Origin of the sequence: Colwellia sp. Bg11-28, from assembly GCF_002836245.1 — a bacterium.
GTDB classification, from domain to species: Bacteria; Pseudomonadota; Gammaproteobacteria; order Enterobacterales; family Alteromonadaceae; genus Colwellia; species Colwellia psychrerythraea_A.
This window is the reverse complement of the sequence record NZ_PJBA01000008.1, coordinates 267,282-282,697: the sequence shown is the minus strand read 5'-3', so window position 1 is coordinate 282,697 and position 15,416 is coordinate 267,282. Positions and strand designations below refer to the sequence as shown.

Below are 15,416 nucleotides of genomic sequence, written 5' to 3'. Positions count from 1 at the left end.
TAATGTTAATTTCAGCCAACTTAATCTGATGAGGATTTCATTATCTCTGCTTCAACCGCTCAAATATTCCAACATAGGCAGAAAGGCTTAAGCTTTCTCGTCCCTTTGATGGTGATGCTAAGTTTATCATCCAGCCCTGTTTTAGCTGCTCAAGAGTCTGAGCAACAGCAAAATAAACATGAACGCAAACTGGCTATCGATGAGAAAAACATCACAAAGCACAGCACTAAGGTCAATGGACAGAAGTTTAAATATACTGCGACTACAGGAACGCAGCCTGTTTGGGACGAAGAAGGTAATCCAATCGCGAGTTTGTTTTATACCTACTACCAACGAAGTGATGTAAAAGATAGCGCTAAACGTCCATTGGTAATTTCCTTTGATGGTGGGCCAGGCTCTGCTTCAGTCTGGATGCATGTGGCTTATACTGGCCCCAGAGTGCTCAATGTGGACGATGAAGGTTATCCATTACAGCCTTATGGCGTAAAGACTAATCCCTATTCAATTTTAGATGTTGCGGATATTGTTTTTGTTAACCCGGTAAATACGGGCTACTCACGTGTGTTGGCTGGTAAAGGCGGAGAAATGCCAAGTAAAGAGCAGCAGAAAAAAATGTTCTTTGGCGTTAATGCTGATATTAACTATTTAGCCGAGTGGCTTAATACCTTTGTAACGCGAAATAATCGCTGGCGCTCACCTAAATATTTAATTGGTGAAAGCTATGGCACTACACGTGTTGCCGGTTTGGCCAAAGAGCTACAAGAACGTCAATGGATGTATGTTAATGGCGTGATTTTAGTTTCACCAACCGATATTGGTATCAAACGAGATGGACCGGTAAAAGCGGCAAATAGACTGCCTTACTTTACTGTTGCCGCTTGGTACCACAAAGCCTTAACTCCTGCGCTTCAACAAAAGCCTTTAGCAGAACTACTTGCAGAAGTTGAAACCTTTACACTTAGTGAATATTTACCAGCTTTGGCTAAAGGCGGCTTTATTACCGCACAAGAAAAGCAAGTTATTGCTGAGCAAGTTGCAAAGTATGCCGGTTTATCAGTAACAGCCGTTATTAATAATAATTTAGATATCGATAATTCATTTTTCTGGAAAGAATTATTACGAGATAGAAAGCAAACTATTGGCCGCTTAGATTCTCGCTACTTGGGAATTGATAAAAAAGTTGCTGGCTCTAGTCCTGATTATAATGCTGAATTAAGCTCATGGTTACACAGCTTTACCCCAGCAATTAATTATTATTTACGTGAAGAATTAAATTATAAAACAGATATTAAATACAATATGTTTGGCAACGTCCGTCCGTGGGACCGTACTGGCAATAAAACCGGTGAGGGACTTCGCTCTGCCATGGCACAAAACCCGTATTTACAAGTGATGATTCAATCAGGGTATTTTGATGGTGCAACAAATTATTTCGATGCTAAATATACCATGTGGCAATTAGATCCAAGTGGTTTGATGAAAGATAGGTTGTCATTTAAAGGGTATGAGAGTGGTCATATGATGTATTTACGTCATGAAGACCTACGAGATGCTAATCAAGACATTCGTGAGTTTATTAAGAAAAGTTTGCCGGCGAAAGGACAAGCAGCCAAATACTAAAACATGATTAGGTCAAAGTAGACTGATAACTAAAAAGCTTACTTGTAAATAGTAAGCTTTTTTTATGTCTAATAATGCTTGATAGAGAACTGATATGGGTAATTAAGTGATAGCCCCGTTGAATTATAAGAATTTATTGTTAAAGTGATTCATTGTGCTATGTTTTTAACGTTAGCGTTTATTTTAGTAGGTTACACCTATTAATTTTTGCATCTGCTGAAATATATAGATCAAATGTACGGTGACTATATTGCAAATAAAGAAAGTGAAATGTGATCTTTATCGATTAAATTACCGTAAACAGTAAGTGATAGTTAGCGTTGAGCTAGGCACTATATCTAACCGTTAAATTGGTCATGAAATTAACAGTTAATTTAGGTGCACATTAATAATGTAAACACTTAAGGTAACCGAATAGGATGTTAAAAAAAGCACTGCTCTTGCTCCAAGATTACCTAAAGCACTTAGGCTTTAAAGCTCAAATTCACTTTGAGTTAGAAGGTTGCTATAAAATCCCTGACCATATTAATGATATTGACCTTACTGCAGTCAACCACAGCTTATCTATGTTGGATATTGATGGTGAAGTCGTTAATGAATATTGGAAAAACCAATGGGAATATGTGTCTTTATTTAATGGTCAGTCTCCGCTAAAAGAAGCTGATAACTTAGTTCGAGCTATACATCACCTTCCCATAATATTTGCTCAACATGGCATTACGGAAACATTAATTCAACCGGTAGTTTGGTCGGGTGATCAAGGAAAGTTAGCGCTAGGCTCTCGCGATATTTTTACCACGGATACTCGGGCTGTTCATATACCCAATGCAATTCAAATCAATGTCAGTGTTATCAATGAGCAGGGAGTTAATATTATTTCCCATGATGGTTTTGGTGAATACTTACAACAATGTTTTTTGCAAACGAGTAAAGCATGTAGTCTTTTATATTTGCCCGAAGAAGAAGCATTCGAACGTTTAAAATTAAAATCATACTATGGCTTGGCAGAAGAGCTTTGTTCTCCTTGTGATATTTCCGGTGGGCATCAAGGTAGTATTGCGCTGTATAAAGAGTTAGGTAAGCATAATCAACAAATGGGTGAAGAGACCTTATTATTTGATCAACATAATAAAATACTAGTTACCGAGCAAAATTGGCAAAAAACAGCACGTATAGAACACCGGCTAGGCGCTTCAAGTACGTCTTATAATCCCCATGTTAATGTTTTATTTTCTTTAATGAATGTTGTTGATGCCCTTGAGGTATATCTGCAAGAAAGTTGCCTATCTGATTTATCTTCTTCAATACCAGCCATCGAATTACCCAAGTCACTATATAACCAATACCAAAAAGCGGCCGGTGGCGCTAAAGACTCTCTTGGTGCTATTGAACTATTTACTCGTTGTCCTTGGTTTAGTGAACGTATCAATAAGGTACAGCAGTTTATGATTTCAATAAATAATGACAGTCACCAACCTGCTTATTTAGGTGATTTAATTAAGCAACAAATTCTCGCTAAATATCAAGTTAAAAAAATAGCATTACCTAATAACTTTAATTACACACTATAGGCGGCGTTTTATGGACACTTACAAAGACAACGAAGTAAACGAGCCCAAATCACCAACGTTAACGGGGGATTCCATAAATGGAAAACGTGCTGAATTAAAACGCTATTTTAAAGCAACGTGGCAACGTTATGATTCTTTGTTCTCATTGGTCAATAATGATGAGGCGTATTATCAGAGACCAGAGCCGTTGAGACATCCACTGATTTTTTACTTTGGACATACCGCCTGTTTTTATATAAATAAACTTATATTAGGTAAATATATTGATGAGCGCATTAACCCTCGAATCGAAGCAATTTGCGCCGTTGGTGTAGATGAAATGAGTTGGGATGATCTGAATAATGAACATTACGATTGGCCAGCAGTCGATGAAGTAAGAGTGTACCGACAACAAGTCTTCAATGTAGTAGATCATATCATTGATACTATGTCGCTAGTATTACCTATTAAGCAAAATTCATTAGCATGGATTATTTTAATGGGCTGTGAACATGAGCGTATTCACATTGAAACATCTTCAGTAATTATGCGGATGTTGCCATTAGCTTCATTAACACCTAATGAATGTTGGCCTACTTGCCTGCAAACCGATAGTCCGCCAAATAATGTATTGATGCCAGTAAAGGGAAGTGTGATTGATTTTGGCAAGCCTACTTCAGATGATAGCTTTGGTTGGGACAACGAATACGGATGTGCAACCTTAGCCTTAGATGATTTTCATGCTGCAAAATACTTAGTGTCTAATGAAGAGTTTTTGAGCTTTGTCGAGTCAGGTGGTTATCAAAATAATTTTTTATGGACCCAAGAGGGACAAAAGTGGTTGGCATATAGCGAAGCGACGATGCCACGATTTTGGTTAAATAAATCGGGTGAATATTGGCAGCGAAACTTGTTAAATGAAATGCCTTTGCCGCTTGATTGGCCAGTAGAAGTAAACTATCTCGAAGCTAAAGCTTTTTGTAATTGGAAAAATAGCTTAGGTGACAAAGTATTAACTATTGAAGGCAAACAAGGTCATTACAGATTGCCTTCTGAAGCCGAATGGCTGTCTTTACGAGAGCAAGTTGAAGGTGATTTACTGTCATGGCACAAAGCGCCAGGTAATATTAATAGTGAATACTTTGCTTCTTCTTGCCCGATAAATTTATTCTCACAAGGTGATTTTTATGACATTGTCGGTAATGTCTGGCAATGGACAGAATCAGCCATTGATGGTTTCAGTGGTTTCTCAGTTCATCCTTTATATGATGATTTCTCTACGCCTACCTTTGATGGTAAACACAACCTAATTAAAGGAGGGTCTTGGATCTCGACAGGTAATGAGGCGATGCAAAATTCTCGTTATGCTTTTCGTCGGCACTTTTTTCAGCATGCGGGCTTCAGGTATGTAGTAAGTAAAAATGAGAATGTACCGAATTTAGCTGATAATCACTATGAAACCGATACTAAAGTGTGCCAGCAACTTCATAATCACTTTGAACAGCTAAATTCATTGAGTGCTTCGTTATATAATAAAGAGCAACAAGCTAGAAAAGATCTGAATCTAGCCATCAATGGACCGCAGTTAGCGAATAATTACTTAGATAAACTCGCTAATACCATTATTAGAGTAGTTGATAAATATAACGTCCAACCAATGTCCAAATGTCTAGATTTAGGCTGTAATGTTGGCGGTTTAAGTTTTATCTTAGCTAAGTATTATGCTTCGATCGATGCGGTTGATTTTTCAGCTAGATACATTCAATACGGTGTAAAGCTCCAACAAGGGGAATCGATACGATATGTAATGCCTCGAGAAGGTGAGCTGATTGATTTTCATGAGTTTAGCTTACCAACCCAATTACAGGAAGAATCAAAAAAAATTCACTTTAGCCAAGGGGATATTGGTAATTTAAAAAACATATTTACGGGCTATGATGTCATTGTTGCCCAAAATGTTTTAGAGAAAAGTTATGATCCCGCGTTGTTTTTAGCGCACGTTCACCAACGACTTAATGCACAGGGTATATTGGTTATTATTTCAGATTATCAATTTACTGAAGAAGTAACAGATAAAACTAAATGGTTAGGTGGACAGAAAATCAATGGTGAAAACTTGACCGGCTTTGAAGCATTAACTGCTTTATTGTCTAAAAAATTCACCTTGGTAATTGAGCAAGAAGTCACTCAAATAATTAAGACCAATACGCGTCACTTTGCGGTCGTTCAACCTCAATTAACAATATGGCAATTGAAAGAAGATAATCGATATTAAGCGCAAAAAAAGTAAGACTATGGCGCTTTTTATAAATAGTAATTGTTGGTAGTAATAGATACGTTAAAAGTGTCTGTATCACCTGCTTTTACTAAGTTCCTGAGACGCCAATACTAATTGTAAAATGTAAAGCTAATGTAGTATGAGATACTAATAACAATGCTTATGGCTTTATTGATTTCTTTTTAGCCTAAACAGCTGTATAATGCGCGCCCAATTATAGTCCAATTCGTTTGTCTGCTTAAAGTAGCGGTCAACGACAGTAACAGCGAGTAAAGCCTGTGTTAGATAAATTAAGAAATGTGGCAATTATTGCTCACGTTGACCACGGAAAAACCACTTTAGTTGATAAATTATTAGAGCAGTCTGGTACTCTAGATACGCGTGGCGGTCTAGAAGAACGTACAATGGATTCGAATGATATCGAAAAAGAACGTGGTATCACAATCTTAGCTAAAAATACGGCTGTTAACTGGAATGGCTACCGTGTAAACATCGTAGATACTCCTGGCCATGCTGATTTTGGTGGTGAAGTTGAGCGTGTAATGTCAATGGTAGATTCAGTTTTACTTATTGTTGATGCACAAGAAGGCCCTATGCCACAAACGCGTTTCGTAACGAAAAAAGCGTTTGCTCAAGGTTTAAAACCAATTGTTGTTATTAACAAAGTTGATAAGCCTGGTTCTCGTCCTGATTGGGTTATGGACCAAGTTTTTGAATTGTTTGATAACCTTGGCGCTACAGATGAACAGCTTGACTTTAAAGTTGTTTACGCTTCAGCAATCAATGGTTGGGCTTCGTTAGAAGAAGGCGTTACTGGCACTGACATGACTCCTTTATTTGATACTATTATTAAAGAAGTTCCACAGCCAATCGCTGATCCAGAGGGTGCATTTCAAATGCAAATCTCTCAACTTGATTACAACTCGTACTTAGGTGTAATTGGCGTTGGTCGTATTACCCGTGGTTCTGTTAAGCCGAACCAACAAGTAACTATACAATTAGCAAACGGCGGCGTTCATAACGCTAAAGTAGGTAAAGTATTTGGTTATTTAGGACTAGAACGCCTTGATATCGCTGAAGGTTTTGCCGGTGATATTATTGCAATTACTGGTTTAGGCGAATTAAAGATTTCTGATACGATTTGTTGTCCAACAGAAGTTGAAGGTTTACCTGCATTATCTGTTGATGAACCAACTATCAACATGACGTTCCAAGTAAACACTTCACCATTTTGTGGTAAAGAAGGTAAGTACGTTACTTCACGTAACATCAAAGATCGTTTAGACAAAGAGTTAATTCATAACGTTGCATTACGTGTTGAACAACTAGCAGATGCAGATAAATTTAAAGTATCAGGTCGTGGTGAACTTCATTTAGGCATCTTAATTGAAAACATGCGTCGTGAAGGTTTTGAATTAGCAGTATCACGTCCAGAAGTTATTATTCGTGAAGTTAATGGCGAATTACAAGAACCATATGAAACAGTAACGATTGATGTTGAAGAACAACATCAAGGACCTATCATGGAGAAGATGGGTGTTCGTAAAGCTGAATTAACAGATATGGCACCAGATGGTACTGGCCGTATTCGTATGGATTTCATCATGCCAAGTCGTGGTTTGATTGGTTTCCAAACTGAATTCATGACATTAACGTCAGGCTCTGGTTTGATTTATCATACATTCTTTGAATACGGACCTCACAAGGGTGGCGAAATCGGCCAACGTAAAAATGGTGTAATGATCGGTAATGCAACAGGTAAAGCATTAACTAACGCTATCTTTAACTTACAATCTCGTGGTCGTATGTTAATCGGACACGGTGTTGATATTTATGAAGGTCAAGTTATTGGTATTCATAGCCGCGATAACGATTTAACAGTAAATGCCCTTAAAGGTAAGCAGTTAACTAACGTTCGTTCATCAGGTACTGATGAAGCACAAACATTAACGCCACCTATTGTTATGTCTTTAGAGCAAGCATTAGAATTTATCGATAACGATGAATTGGTAGAAGTTACACCAGAAAGCATTCGTATACGTAAAAAATTCTTGAAAGAGAATGATCGTAAACGTGAAGGTCGCGGTGTTAAATAATTATTAACTCACTTTTGTGAGTTGTAAATAAAAAGCGCCTATTACATAAGTAATAGGCGCTTTTTTTATGTCAGAACTTCTTAGGTAAATAACTAACTGTCTTTGTAAGATATCTCTGCAATTACTGCCAGTTTTATCAACAATAGCGATAATATTTCCTAGTAAGTGGCTGTTTATACATAGTAAAGGGTAATAATATTTCAATATATAAATATCTTGTTACTTCTACTTTAGAAATAACTCAGCAGATAATATATTTTATAACTACCCTTATAGGTATCAAGCAGTAAGTTATAAACTGCTCTGTCCACACAAAAGGAATTGTATTATGACCCCAGCACAGCTAAAAGAACTCCAAGAGCTAAGCCATATTTTTAGTCAAGGTAAAGCTAGCCCTCAACAAATGCAGCAGCTTTCAGCTTTACTGGCTCAAATTAATTGTTACGGTGAAGAAAATAGAGCGGAAGAAAGTGAGCAAGTTAACTTTATTGATACTCCTCACTTTGGATGATAGTGAATAGCTATTTATCTGAAGCGGGCAAGGGCAGCTTAGCGCTTATCCTTACTAGCCGTAATCTTTATAAGTTGCCGCATCTATTATCGACCACACATGAAATACTCCAGCTATAATTGCTGGAATGACCATCCACCAAAGTGCATAGCCACCCACACATACAATTGCAAAAATCAATGCAGCCATTAACCTGCCTTGCACTAGTTGCCCTAATCCAGGGAAAAAAACATTACATATAGCAGAAATTACATTACCTGCAGAACCTTGACTCGCCATCAGTCACTCCAAATTATTCTATAGTGAAGCTAGCGTGAGGCTAGCTAATTAATTGTCTCTATCTTAATATATATACTACTTAGGGCAAATCAGTAAATTGTTAACAAATATGAGTTTATTCAACGAAAAAAAGCTAATTAGTTTTTGGCATGACAATAAAGAGTTACTTTTTTATTTTACTCGCCGAGTTCGACGTGAGCAGATACAAGTTGTTGCCGGTTATTTATCTTATGTTTGTTTAATGTCATTGGTTCCACTAATTGTTGTCATGTTATCGGTAATGACTGCATTTCCACTTTTTGCTGAGTTACAACAAAGTATTGAACAATTTGTTTATCAAAATTTTGTACCTGCTGCTGGAGATGTGGTGCAACAGTACTTAACTGGCTTTGTGGCAAATGCTTCAAAAATGTCGGCTGTCGCAATCTCTTTTTTGTTTTTAGCGGCACTATTATTGATTTCATCAATCGATAATACTTTTAATAAAATTTGGCGGGTCACTGATAAGCGGCGCACTATTACCTCATTTGCTATGTATTGGATGGTATTAACCTTAGGTCCAATATTGGTTGGCGCAAGTATTGCGTTATCCTCTTACTTAGTTTCAATTGTCGCTGTTGATGAATACGATGTATTAGGCCTGTCTGATATGTTTTTACGCATGCTACCACTGCTTTCTTCCATAATCGCCTTTATCATCCTCTACATAGCGGTACCTAATAAAGCCGTACCTTTCAGATTTGCTTTATCGGGTGCCATTGTTGCGGGTGTTCTATTTGAATTGGCGAAAAAAGCGTTTGCTTTGTATATAACTGCATTTCCTTCTTACCAAGTAATTTATGGTGCTTTAGCTACTATCCCTATTATATTCCTGTGGGTTTATGTCTCTTGGATTATTGTACTAACAGGGGCATTAATCACTGTTTCTTTACAAGAATATGAAATATTAAAAGAGAAAAAAGTAAATGAAACTGATAGAGCACAAGTAAAGGATGAGGAAATATCATGATAGCGTTAATACAACGGGTAAGTCAGGCAAGTGTCACAGTTAATGGTGAAATCATAGGGGAGATAGAAAAGGGTTTATTAGTTTTCCTTGCCATTGAACCGTTAGATAATGAGCAAAAGGCAAAACGATTAGCTGAGCGGGTTGCAGGTTATCGTGTTTTTAATGATGAAAATGACAAGATGAATCTTAATGTTAAACAAGCAGAGGGGAATATCTTAGTGGTATCCCAATTTACCTTAGCGGCAGATACCTCTAGTGGCATGAGACCAAGTTTCACTACAGCAGCAAAGCCAGAGTTTAGTAATCATCTATATCAGTTCTTTGTTACCCAACTTAGAGATAAAGGTTTTGATGTTCCTACTGGGGAGTTTGCCGCCGACATGAAAGTAGCCTTAATAAATGATGGACCGGTCACTTTCACACTGACCATTTAACCTCCCTTAGTGTTATAAACCTTACCAGCCACAGCACTGCTTATTTTTTAACTAATTAAACTATCACTTTATAGTAAGTGGTGTTATAATCTCGCGCCCGTTAAGTTTGAGTTATGGCTTTAATGCCTAAATTCTATACAAGACGGGGGTCTTTCAAAAGGCAGTGACGGGTCAATTTTCGGCCTTAAATTTTATATTATCTTATTGTTTATCTTGCATTTAGCAAGGTTTAGAAAAAAGATAACAATGGAGCAAAATCAATGATCCAAATGCAATCACAGCTGAATGTTGCTGATAACAGTGGCGCTAAGCGTGTTCAATGTATAAAGGTTCTTGGTGGCTCGCACCGTCGCTATGCACGCATTGGTGATATCATCAAAGTTGCCGTAAAGGAAGCAAGTCCTCGCGGTAAAGTAAAAAAAGGTGATGTTCACACTGCGGTAGTGGTGCGCACTAAGAAAGGTGTTCGTCGTACAGATGGTTCTGCTATCCGTTTTGACGAAAACGCGGCTGTAATGTTAAATGCTAACTTACAACCAATTGGTACTCGTATTTTCGGGCCTGTGACACGTGAACTTCGTAATGAAAAATTTATGAAGATCGTATCATTAGCACCAGAAGTACTATAAGGAGTCACGATAATGGCATCTAAAATTCGTCGTGATGATGAAGTAATTATACTTGCAGGTAAAGACAAGGGCAAAACTGGTAAAGTTACCAAAGTTCTTGTTGAAGACGGCAAAGTATTCGTAGAAGGTATTAACCTAATCAAGAAACACACTAAGCCTGTACCTCAGTTACAGCAGCCTGGTGGGATTGTTGAAAAAGAAGCACCTTTACAAGTTTCCAACGTAGCGATCGTTAACTCAGCAACGGGTAAAGCAGATCGTGTTGGTTTTAGAATTGAAGACGGCAAAAAAGTACGTTTTTTCAAATCTAATAACGAATTAATTTAATTGGAGTAAACGATGGCGAAACTGCATGATTTATATAAAGATACAGTTGTAGCTGAGTTGCAAAAGCAATTTGGTTATAAAAGTGTCATGCAAGTCCCTCGGATTGAAAAGATCACCCTTAACATGGGTGTTGGTGAAGCTATTTCTGATAAGAAAGTTTTAGAACACGCCACAAATGATCTTACTGCAATCTCAGGGCAAAAGCCGATCACGACAGTAGCACGCAAATCAGTTGCGGGCTTCAAAATTCGTGAAGGCTACCCTATTGGTACGAAAGTAACTCTACGCGGCGAGCGTATGTGGGAATTTTTAGAGCGTTTAATCTCTATTTCTATTCCTCGTATCCGTGACTTCCGTGGCTTAAATCCTAAGTCATTTGATGGTCGTGGTAACTACAGCATGGGCGTTCGTGAGCAAATTATCTTCCCTGAAATCGAATACGATAAAATCGATAAGATTCGTGGATTAGATATCACTATTACTACTAGCGCGAAAGATAACGAAGAAGGACTAGCTTTATTGTCTGCCTTTGATTTCCCGTTCAAGAAGAAGGTGTAGAGTTATGGCTAAAACGTCAATGAAAGCTCGTGAAGCTAAAAGAACCAAGTTAGTAGCACAATATGCTGAAAAGCGTGCTGCGTTAAAAGCAATCATCTCAGGTACTGATTCTTCGGATGAAGAACGCTGGGATGCTGTATTGAAACTTCAAAGTTTACCTCGTGATTCGAGCAGTAGTCGTCAACGTAACCGTTGTAACATTACTGGACGTCCACATGGTTTCTTACGCAAATTTGGTTTGAGCCGTATTAAATTACGCGAAACTATGATGCGTGGTGAAGTTCCAGGTCTTAAGAAAGCTAGTTGGTAATTCACGGGAGTAAATGGTTATGATGACTGATCCTATCGCGGACATGTTTACACGCATCCGCAACGGTCAATCTGCAGCAAAAGTTGCAGTACAAATGCCATCTTCTAAAGTTAAAGTTGCAATTGCTACTTTGCTTAAAGAAGAAGGTTATATTTCAGAGTTTTCAGTATCAGGTGAAGTTAAACCTGAACTAGCTGTAACATTGAAGTATTTTGAAGGTAAAGAAGTAATTGAAAAGATCAAACGTGTTTCACGTCCTGGTCTTCGTATATACAAAAGCTGTGATGAACTTCCTAAAGTTCTTGCAGGTATGGGTATTGCGATCATTTCAACTTCTAAAGGTTTGATGACGGATCGTGCCGCTCGCTCTGCGGGTATTGGCGGTGAAGTTCTTGGTTTCGTAGAGTAAGGAGAATAATATGTCTCGTGTTGCAAAAGCACCTGTCGTTGTTCCTGCTGGCGTTACCATTACGTTATCAGGTCAAGACATTACAGTTAAAGGTCCAATAGGCGAATTATCTCGCACGATCCACAGTGACGTTGTTGTTTCTCAAGAAGAAAACAACATCATTACTAATATCGTTGCTGATGTTAAAGGCGCTTGGGCTCAAGCCGGTACTACACGTGCTTTAATCAATAATATGGTTGAAGGTGTTAGTAAAGGTTTTGAAAAGAAATTAGTTTTACAAGGTGTTGGTTACCGTGCCAAAGCTGCTGGTAAGTCTTTAGACTTATCTTTAGGTTTTTCACACCCAATCAAACATGCGATTCCTGAAGGAATTACTTGTGAAACTCCTAGCCAAACTGAAGTTACACTGAAAGGTTGTGATAAGCATTTAGTTGGTCAAACCGCTGCGAACATTCGTGCATACCGTAAACCTGAGCCTTATAAAGGTAAAGGTGTTCGTTATGTTGATGAATACGTTCGTCGTAAAGAAGCTAAGAAGAAGTAGGGTAATACTATGGATAAGAGATCATCTCGTTTGCGCCGCGCTAAACGCGCTCGTGCAAAAATTAGCGAGTTGGGTGCGAATCGTTTAGTTATATTCCGTACTCCTCGTCACATTTACGCTCAATTGATCGCTCCAACTGGTTCTGAAGTAATCGCATCTGCGTCTACTTTAGACAAAGAAGTTAGTGCTCAAATTGAAAAAACAGGTAATGTTGCAGCAGCAACTGCAGTAGGTAAAGCAATCGCTGAACGTGCTGTAGCAAAAGGTATCACTAAGATAGCTTTTGATCGCTCTGGTTTCCTTTACCACGGTCGCGTAAAAGCGTTAGCAGAAGCAGCTCGTGAAGCTGGTCTTCAATTCTAGGGGTTGATAATGGCTAATCATAATCAAGAAAACTCACAGCAAAGTGATATGGCTGAAAAGCTAATTGCCGTTAACCGCGTTTCAAAAGTGGTTAAAGGTGGTCGCATATTCAGTTTTACTGCACTAACAGTAGTTGGTGACGGTAATGGTCGCGTTGGTTTTGGTTACGGTAAAGCACGTGAAGTGCCTGCTGCAATCCAAAAAGCAATGGAAAAAGCGCACCGTAACATAGTAACGATTGACTTGAAGGGTACTACTCTTCAACATGTTATTACGGGCAAACATTCTGGTTCTAAAGTCTTCATGAAACCAGCTTCTGAAGGTACAGGTATCATCGCCGGTGGCGCGATGCGTGCAGTACTTGAAGTTGCAGGCGTTCAGAACGTATTGTCAAAAGCATACGGTTCTACTAACCCAATCAACGTAGTTCGCGCTACTGTTTCTGCCCTAGTGAATATGCATTCACCAGAAGGCATGGCAGCTAAACGTGGCAAACGCGTTGACGAAATTTTGGGGTAATTGAGAATGTCTAAAACAGTTAAAGTAACTCAACTAAAAAGTTCTATCGGTCGTTTACCGAAGCATAGAGCTACATTAAAAGGCCTTGGTCTACGTCGTATCAATCATACAGTTGAGTTAGAAGACACTCCATCTGTACGTGGTATGATTAACAAGGTTTACTATATGGTTAAGGTGGAGGATTAATTATGCATTTAAATACTTTATCCCCTGCACCGGGATCTCACAAAGCTAGAAAACGCTGTGGTCGTGGTATTGGTTCAGGCATCGGTAAAACTGGTGGTCGTGGTCATAAAGGTCAGAAATCTCGTTCTGGCGGTAGTGTACGTCCAGGTTTTGAAGGTGGTCAAATGCCATTGAAACAACGTTTACCTAAATTTGGTTTTACTTCACGTAAATCTTTAGTTCGCGCTGAAGTTCGTTTACACGAATTAAACCTTATCACTGGTGATGTTGTTGATATTCATGCACTTAAAGACGCTGGCCTAATTACACGTAATATCGTAGCTGTTAAAGTTATGTTATCTGGCGAAATTACTCGTCCAATTACATTACGTGGTATTGCAGTAACTAAAGGCGCACAAGCAGCTATTGAAGCTGCTGGTGGCAAAGTAGAGGAATAATACACAATGGCTACACCAGGAACGGCTACCTCACAAGGTAGTAAGGGCGCAGGCGGTTTGTCTGAGCTTAAACAAAGATTATGGTTCGTATTCGTTGCCTTAGTTGTGCTTCGTTTAGGGTCTTTTGTGCCAATCCCTGGTATTGACGCCGCTGTATTAGCTCAGTTCTTTGAACAACAAAAGGGCACTATCGTAGAGATGTTTAACATGTTCTCCGGTGGTGCACTTGAGCGAGCCTCAGTGTTGGCACTTGGTATTATGCCGTACATCTCAGCTTCGATTATTATGCAATTGCTTACTGTGGTTCATCCCGCAATGGCAGAGCTTAAAAAAGAAGGTGAAGCTGGACGTCGTAAAATCAGTCAATACACACGCTACGGCACTTTAGTTCTAGCAACAGTACAATCAATAGCGATTGCCAGAAGTTTACCGGAAATGATGCAAGGGCTTGTTATCAATGCAGGCTTTAGTTTCTATTTCACCGCAGTAATTAGTTTGATCACTGGTACCATGTTTTTAATGTGGTTAGGTGAGCAAATTACTGAACGCGGTATCGGTAATGGTATTTCGATTATTATTTTTGCAGGTATTGTTGCTGGCATGCCATCCGCGGTTGGTCAAACAGCTGAAATGGCGCGTCAAGGTGAATTGCACTTATTAGTATTATTGCTTATAGGCGTTGTGGTATTTGCAGTAACTTTCTTAGTAGTATTTGTGGAACGTGGTCAACGACGTATTGTTGTTAACTACGCTAAACGTCAGCAAGGCCGAAAGGTGTTTGCTGCGCAAAGTACCCATTTACCTTTGAAAGTGAATATGGCTGGTGTTATACCGCCAATCTTTGCCTCAAGTTTAATCTTGTTTCCAGGCACGCTTGCGAGCTGGTTTGGTCAAGGTGACGGCCCCGTTGCTGACTTCTTACAAGGTGTTTCAGGAGCTATGTCTCCAGGACAACCTTTGTATGTAATGATGTTGGCAGCAGCAATTATATTTTTCTGTTTCTTTTACACGGCTCTTGTTTTCAATCCGCGTGAAACTGCAGATAACTTGAAAAAGTCTGGTGCGTTCATTCCAGGGATTCGTCCGGGTGAACAAACATCCAAATATATTGATAAAGTCATGACACGTTTAACCCTTTGTGGTGCGGCGTATATTACCTTTGTCTGTTTGGTTCCACAGTTTATGATCATGGCATGGGACGTACAGTTCTATTTCGGCGGGACATCTTTATTGATTATCGTAGTAGTGATTATGGACTTTATGGCACAAGTACAAACGCATATGATGTCTCATCAATATGACAATGTACTTAAAAAAGCGAACTTGAAAGGCTATGGTCGTTAGACCGAGTTGATTT

The 15,416-nt window shown here is 38.8% G+C and carries 19 protein-coding genes; 18 read left to right on the top strand and 1 reads right to left on the bottom strand.

The window, feature by feature from the left end:
- Nucleotides 1–108: 108 nt before the first annotated feature.
- From CXF79_RS17310 to CXF79_RS17290, 5 genes are all read left to right on the top strand, one after another.
- Nucleotides 109–1,620: a S10 family peptidase gene (locus CXF79_RS17310; protein WP_101156784.1), complete on the top strand. Its 1,512-nt coding sequence runs from the start codon at nucleotides 109–111 to the stop codon at nucleotides 1,618–1,620.
- 419 nt (nucleotides 1,621–2,039) lie between these two features.
- Nucleotides 2,040–3,191 carry a hypothetical protein gene (locus CXF79_RS17305; RefSeq protein WP_101156782.1) on the top strand — a complete coding sequence of 384 codons (1,152 nt, stop codon included), beginning with the start codon at nucleotides 2,040–2,042 and terminating at the stop codon, nucleotides 3,189–3,191.
- A 10-nt stretch (nucleotides 3,192–3,201) separates the two neighbouring features.
- Complete coding sequence (gene ovoA / locus CXF79_RS17300; protein ID WP_101156780.1) at nucleotides 3,202–5,445, top strand: 5-histidylcysteine sulfoxide synthase; 2,244 nt, start codon at nucleotides 3,202–3,204, stop codon at nucleotides 5,443–5,445.
- 281 nt (nucleotides 5,446–5,726) lie between these two features.
- A complete protein-coding gene (typA, locus tag CXF79_RS17295) occupies nucleotides 5,727–7,544 on the top strand; it encodes a translational GTPase TypA (RefSeq protein WP_101156778.1) in 1,818 nt (605 codons plus the stop codon).
- Between the two features lie 328 nt (nucleotides 7,545–7,872).
- Nucleotides 7,873–8,055 (top strand): hypothetical protein, encoded by a 183-nt coding sequence (locus CXF79_RS17290; protein WP_011041457.1) that lies wholly within the window; start codon nucleotides 7,873–7,875, stop codon nucleotides 8,053–8,055.
- 54 nt (nucleotides 8,056–8,109) lie between these two features.
- On the opposite strand, the gene CXF79_RS17285 is transcribed toward CXF79_RS17290, so the two are convergent.
- On the bottom strand, nucleotides 8,110–8,334 hold the full coding sequence (locus CXF79_RS17285) for a hypothetical protein (RefSeq protein WP_011041458.1): 225 nt from the start codon (nucleotides 8,332–8,334) through the stop codon (nucleotides 8,110–8,112).
- Nucleotides 8,335–8,443: 109 nt separating this feature from the next.
- On the opposite strand from CXF79_RS17285, the gene CXF79_RS17280 reads away from it, so the two are divergent.
- The 13 genes from CXF79_RS17280 (at nucleotide 8,444) to secY (ending at nucleotide 15,403) form a co-directional block, all read left to right on the top strand.
- Nucleotides 8,444–9,343: a virulence factor BrkB family protein gene (locus CXF79_RS17280; RefSeq protein ID WP_232769232.1), complete on the top strand. Its 900-nt coding sequence runs from the start codon at nucleotides 8,444–8,446 to the stop codon at nucleotides 9,341–9,343.
- Complete coding sequence (gene dtd, locus CXF79_RS17275; protein ID WP_011041460.1) at nucleotides 9,340–9,777, top strand: D-aminoacyl-tRNA deacylase; 438 nt, start codon at nucleotides 9,340–9,342, stop codon at nucleotides 9,775–9,777. Before CXF79_RS17280 ends, dtd begins: the two co-directional genes overlap by 4 nt.
- Nucleotides 9,778–10,037: 260 nt before the next feature.
- Nucleotides 10,038–10,406: a 50S ribosomal protein L14 gene (gene rplN, locus CXF79_RS17270; RefSeq protein ID WP_011041461.1), complete on the top strand. Its 369-nt coding sequence runs from the start codon at nucleotides 10,038–10,040 to the stop codon at nucleotides 10,404–10,406.
- Between the two features lie 12 nt (nucleotides 10,407–10,418).
- Nucleotides 10,419–10,733 carry a 50S ribosomal protein L24 gene (gene rplX / locus CXF79_RS17265; protein ID WP_011041462.1) on the top strand — a complete coding sequence of 105 codons (315 nt, stop codon included), beginning with the start codon at nucleotides 10,419–10,421 and terminating at the stop codon, nucleotides 10,731–10,733.
- 12 nt (nucleotides 10,734–10,745) lie between these two features.
- A complete protein-coding gene (rplE, locus tag CXF79_RS17260; protein ID WP_011041463.1) occupies nucleotides 10,746–11,291 on the top strand; it encodes a 50S ribosomal protein L5 in 546 nt (181 codons plus the stop codon).
- 4 nt (nucleotides 11,292–11,295) lie between these two features.
- Nucleotides 11,296–11,601 carry a 30S ribosomal protein S14 gene (gene rpsN, locus CXF79_RS17255; protein ID WP_011041464.1) on the top strand — a complete coding sequence of 102 codons (306 nt, stop codon included), beginning with the start codon at nucleotides 11,296–11,298 and terminating at the stop codon, nucleotides 11,599–11,601.
- A 19-nt stretch (nucleotides 11,602–11,620) separates the two neighbouring features.
- Nucleotides 11,621–12,010 carry a 30S ribosomal protein S8 gene (gene rpsH / locus CXF79_RS17250; RefSeq protein ID WP_011041465.1) on the top strand — a complete coding sequence of 130 codons (390 nt, stop codon included), beginning with the start codon at nucleotides 11,621–11,623 and terminating at the stop codon, nucleotides 12,008–12,010.
- A 10-nt stretch (nucleotides 12,011–12,020) separates the two neighbouring features.
- Nucleotides 12,021–12,554 carry a 50S ribosomal protein L6 gene (gene rplF / locus CXF79_RS17245; RefSeq protein ID WP_011041466.1) on the top strand — a complete coding sequence of 178 codons (534 nt, stop codon included), beginning with the start codon at nucleotides 12,021–12,023 and terminating at the stop codon, nucleotides 12,552–12,554.
- Nucleotides 12,555–12,563: 9 nt separating this feature from the next.
- Nucleotides 12,564–12,917: a 50S ribosomal protein L18 gene (gene rplR, locus CXF79_RS17240; RefSeq protein ID WP_011041467.1), complete on the top strand. Its 354-nt coding sequence runs from the start codon at nucleotides 12,564–12,566 to the stop codon at nucleotides 12,915–12,917.
- A gap of 9 nt (nucleotides 12,918–12,926) precedes the next feature.
- Nucleotides 12,927–13,436, top strand: a complete 510-nt coding sequence (gene rpsE / locus CXF79_RS17235; RefSeq protein ID WP_011041468.1) for a 30S ribosomal protein S5 — start codon at nucleotides 12,927–12,929, stop codon at nucleotides 13,434–13,436.
- 6 nt (nucleotides 13,437–13,442) lie between these two features.
- Nucleotides 13,443–13,622 (top strand): 50S ribosomal protein L30, encoded by a 180-nt coding sequence (gene rpmD / locus CXF79_RS17230; RefSeq protein ID WP_041736596.1) that lies wholly within the window; start codon nucleotides 13,443–13,445, stop codon nucleotides 13,620–13,622.
- A gap of 2 nt (nucleotides 13,623–13,624) precedes the next feature.
- A complete protein-coding gene (gene rplO / locus CXF79_RS17225) occupies nucleotides 13,625–14,059 on the top strand; it encodes a 50S ribosomal protein L15 (RefSeq protein ID WP_011041470.1) in 435 nt (144 codons plus the stop codon).
- 6 nt (nucleotides 14,060–14,065) lie between these two features.
- Nucleotides 14,066–15,403: a preprotein translocase subunit SecY gene (gene secY, locus CXF79_RS17220; protein WP_011041471.1), complete on the top strand. Its 1,338-nt coding sequence runs from the start codon at nucleotides 14,066–14,068 to the stop codon at nucleotides 15,401–15,403.
- The last annotated feature ends 13 nt before the right edge of the window (nucleotides 15,404–15,416 follow it).

What these genes read in the sequence shown, in the direction of transcription:
- CXF79_RS17310 (WP_101156784.1), top strand. Translation starts at nt 109, where the DNA reads ATGGTGATGCTAAGTTTATCATCCAGCCCTGTTTTAGCTGCTCAAGAG.
- CXF79_RS17305 (WP_101156782.1), top strand. Translation starts at nt 2,040, where the DNA reads ATGTTAAAAAAAGCACTGCTCTTGCTCCAAGATTACCTAAAGCACTTA.
- ovoA (WP_101156780.1), top strand. Translation starts at nt 3,202, where the DNA reads ATGGACACTTACAAAGACAACGAAGTAAACGAGCCCAAATCACCAACG.
- CXF79_RS17290 (WP_011041457.1), top strand. Translation starts at nt 7,873, where the DNA reads ATGACCCCAGCACAGCTAAAAGAACTCCAAGAGCTAAGCCATATTTTT.
- CXF79_RS17285 (WP_011041458.1), bottom strand. Translation starts at nt 8,334, where the DNA reads ATGGCGAGTCAAGGTTCTGCAGGTAATGTAATTTCTGCTATATGTAAT.
- CXF79_RS17280 (WP_232769232.1), top strand. Translation starts at nt 8,444, where the DNA reads ATGAGTTTATTCAACGAAAAAAAGCTAATTAGTTTTTGGCATGACAAT.
- dtd (WP_011041460.1), top strand. Translation starts at nt 9,340, where the DNA reads ATGATAGCGTTAATACAACGGGTAAGTCAGGCAAGTGTCACAGTTAAT.
- rplN (WP_011041461.1), top strand. Translation starts at nt 10,038, where the DNA reads ATGATCCAAATGCAATCACAGCTGAATGTTGCTGATAACAGTGGCGCT.
- rplX (WP_011041462.1), top strand. Translation starts at nt 10,419, where the DNA reads ATGGCATCTAAAATTCGTCGTGATGATGAAGTAATTATACTTGCAGGT.
- rplE (WP_011041463.1), top strand. Translation starts at nt 10,746, where the DNA reads ATGGCGAAACTGCATGATTTATATAAAGATACAGTTGTAGCTGAGTTG.
- rpsN (WP_011041464.1), top strand. Translation starts at nt 11,296, where the DNA reads ATGGCTAAAACGTCAATGAAAGCTCGTGAAGCTAAAAGAACCAAGTTA.
- rpsH (WP_011041465.1), top strand. Translation starts at nt 11,621, where the DNA reads ATGATGACTGATCCTATCGCGGACATGTTTACACGCATCCGCAACGGT.
- rplF (WP_011041466.1), top strand. Translation starts at nt 12,021, where the DNA reads ATGTCTCGTGTTGCAAAAGCACCTGTCGTTGTTCCTGCTGGCGTTACC.
- rplR (WP_011041467.1), top strand. Translation starts at nt 12,564, where the DNA reads ATGGATAAGAGATCATCTCGTTTGCGCCGCGCTAAACGCGCTCGTGCA.
- rpsE (WP_011041468.1), top strand. Translation starts at nt 12,927, where the DNA reads ATGGCTAATCATAATCAAGAAAACTCACAGCAAAGTGATATGGCTGAA.
- rpmD (WP_041736596.1), top strand. Translation starts at nt 13,443, where the DNA reads ATGTCTAAAACAGTTAAAGTAACTCAACTAAAAAGTTCTATCGGTCGT.
- rplO (WP_011041470.1), top strand. Translation starts at nt 13,625, where the DNA reads ATGCATTTAAATACTTTATCCCCTGCACCGGGATCTCACAAAGCTAGA.
- secY (WP_011041471.1), top strand. Translation starts at nt 14,066, where the DNA reads ATGGCTACACCAGGAACGGCTACCTCACAAGGTAGTAAGGGCGCAGGC.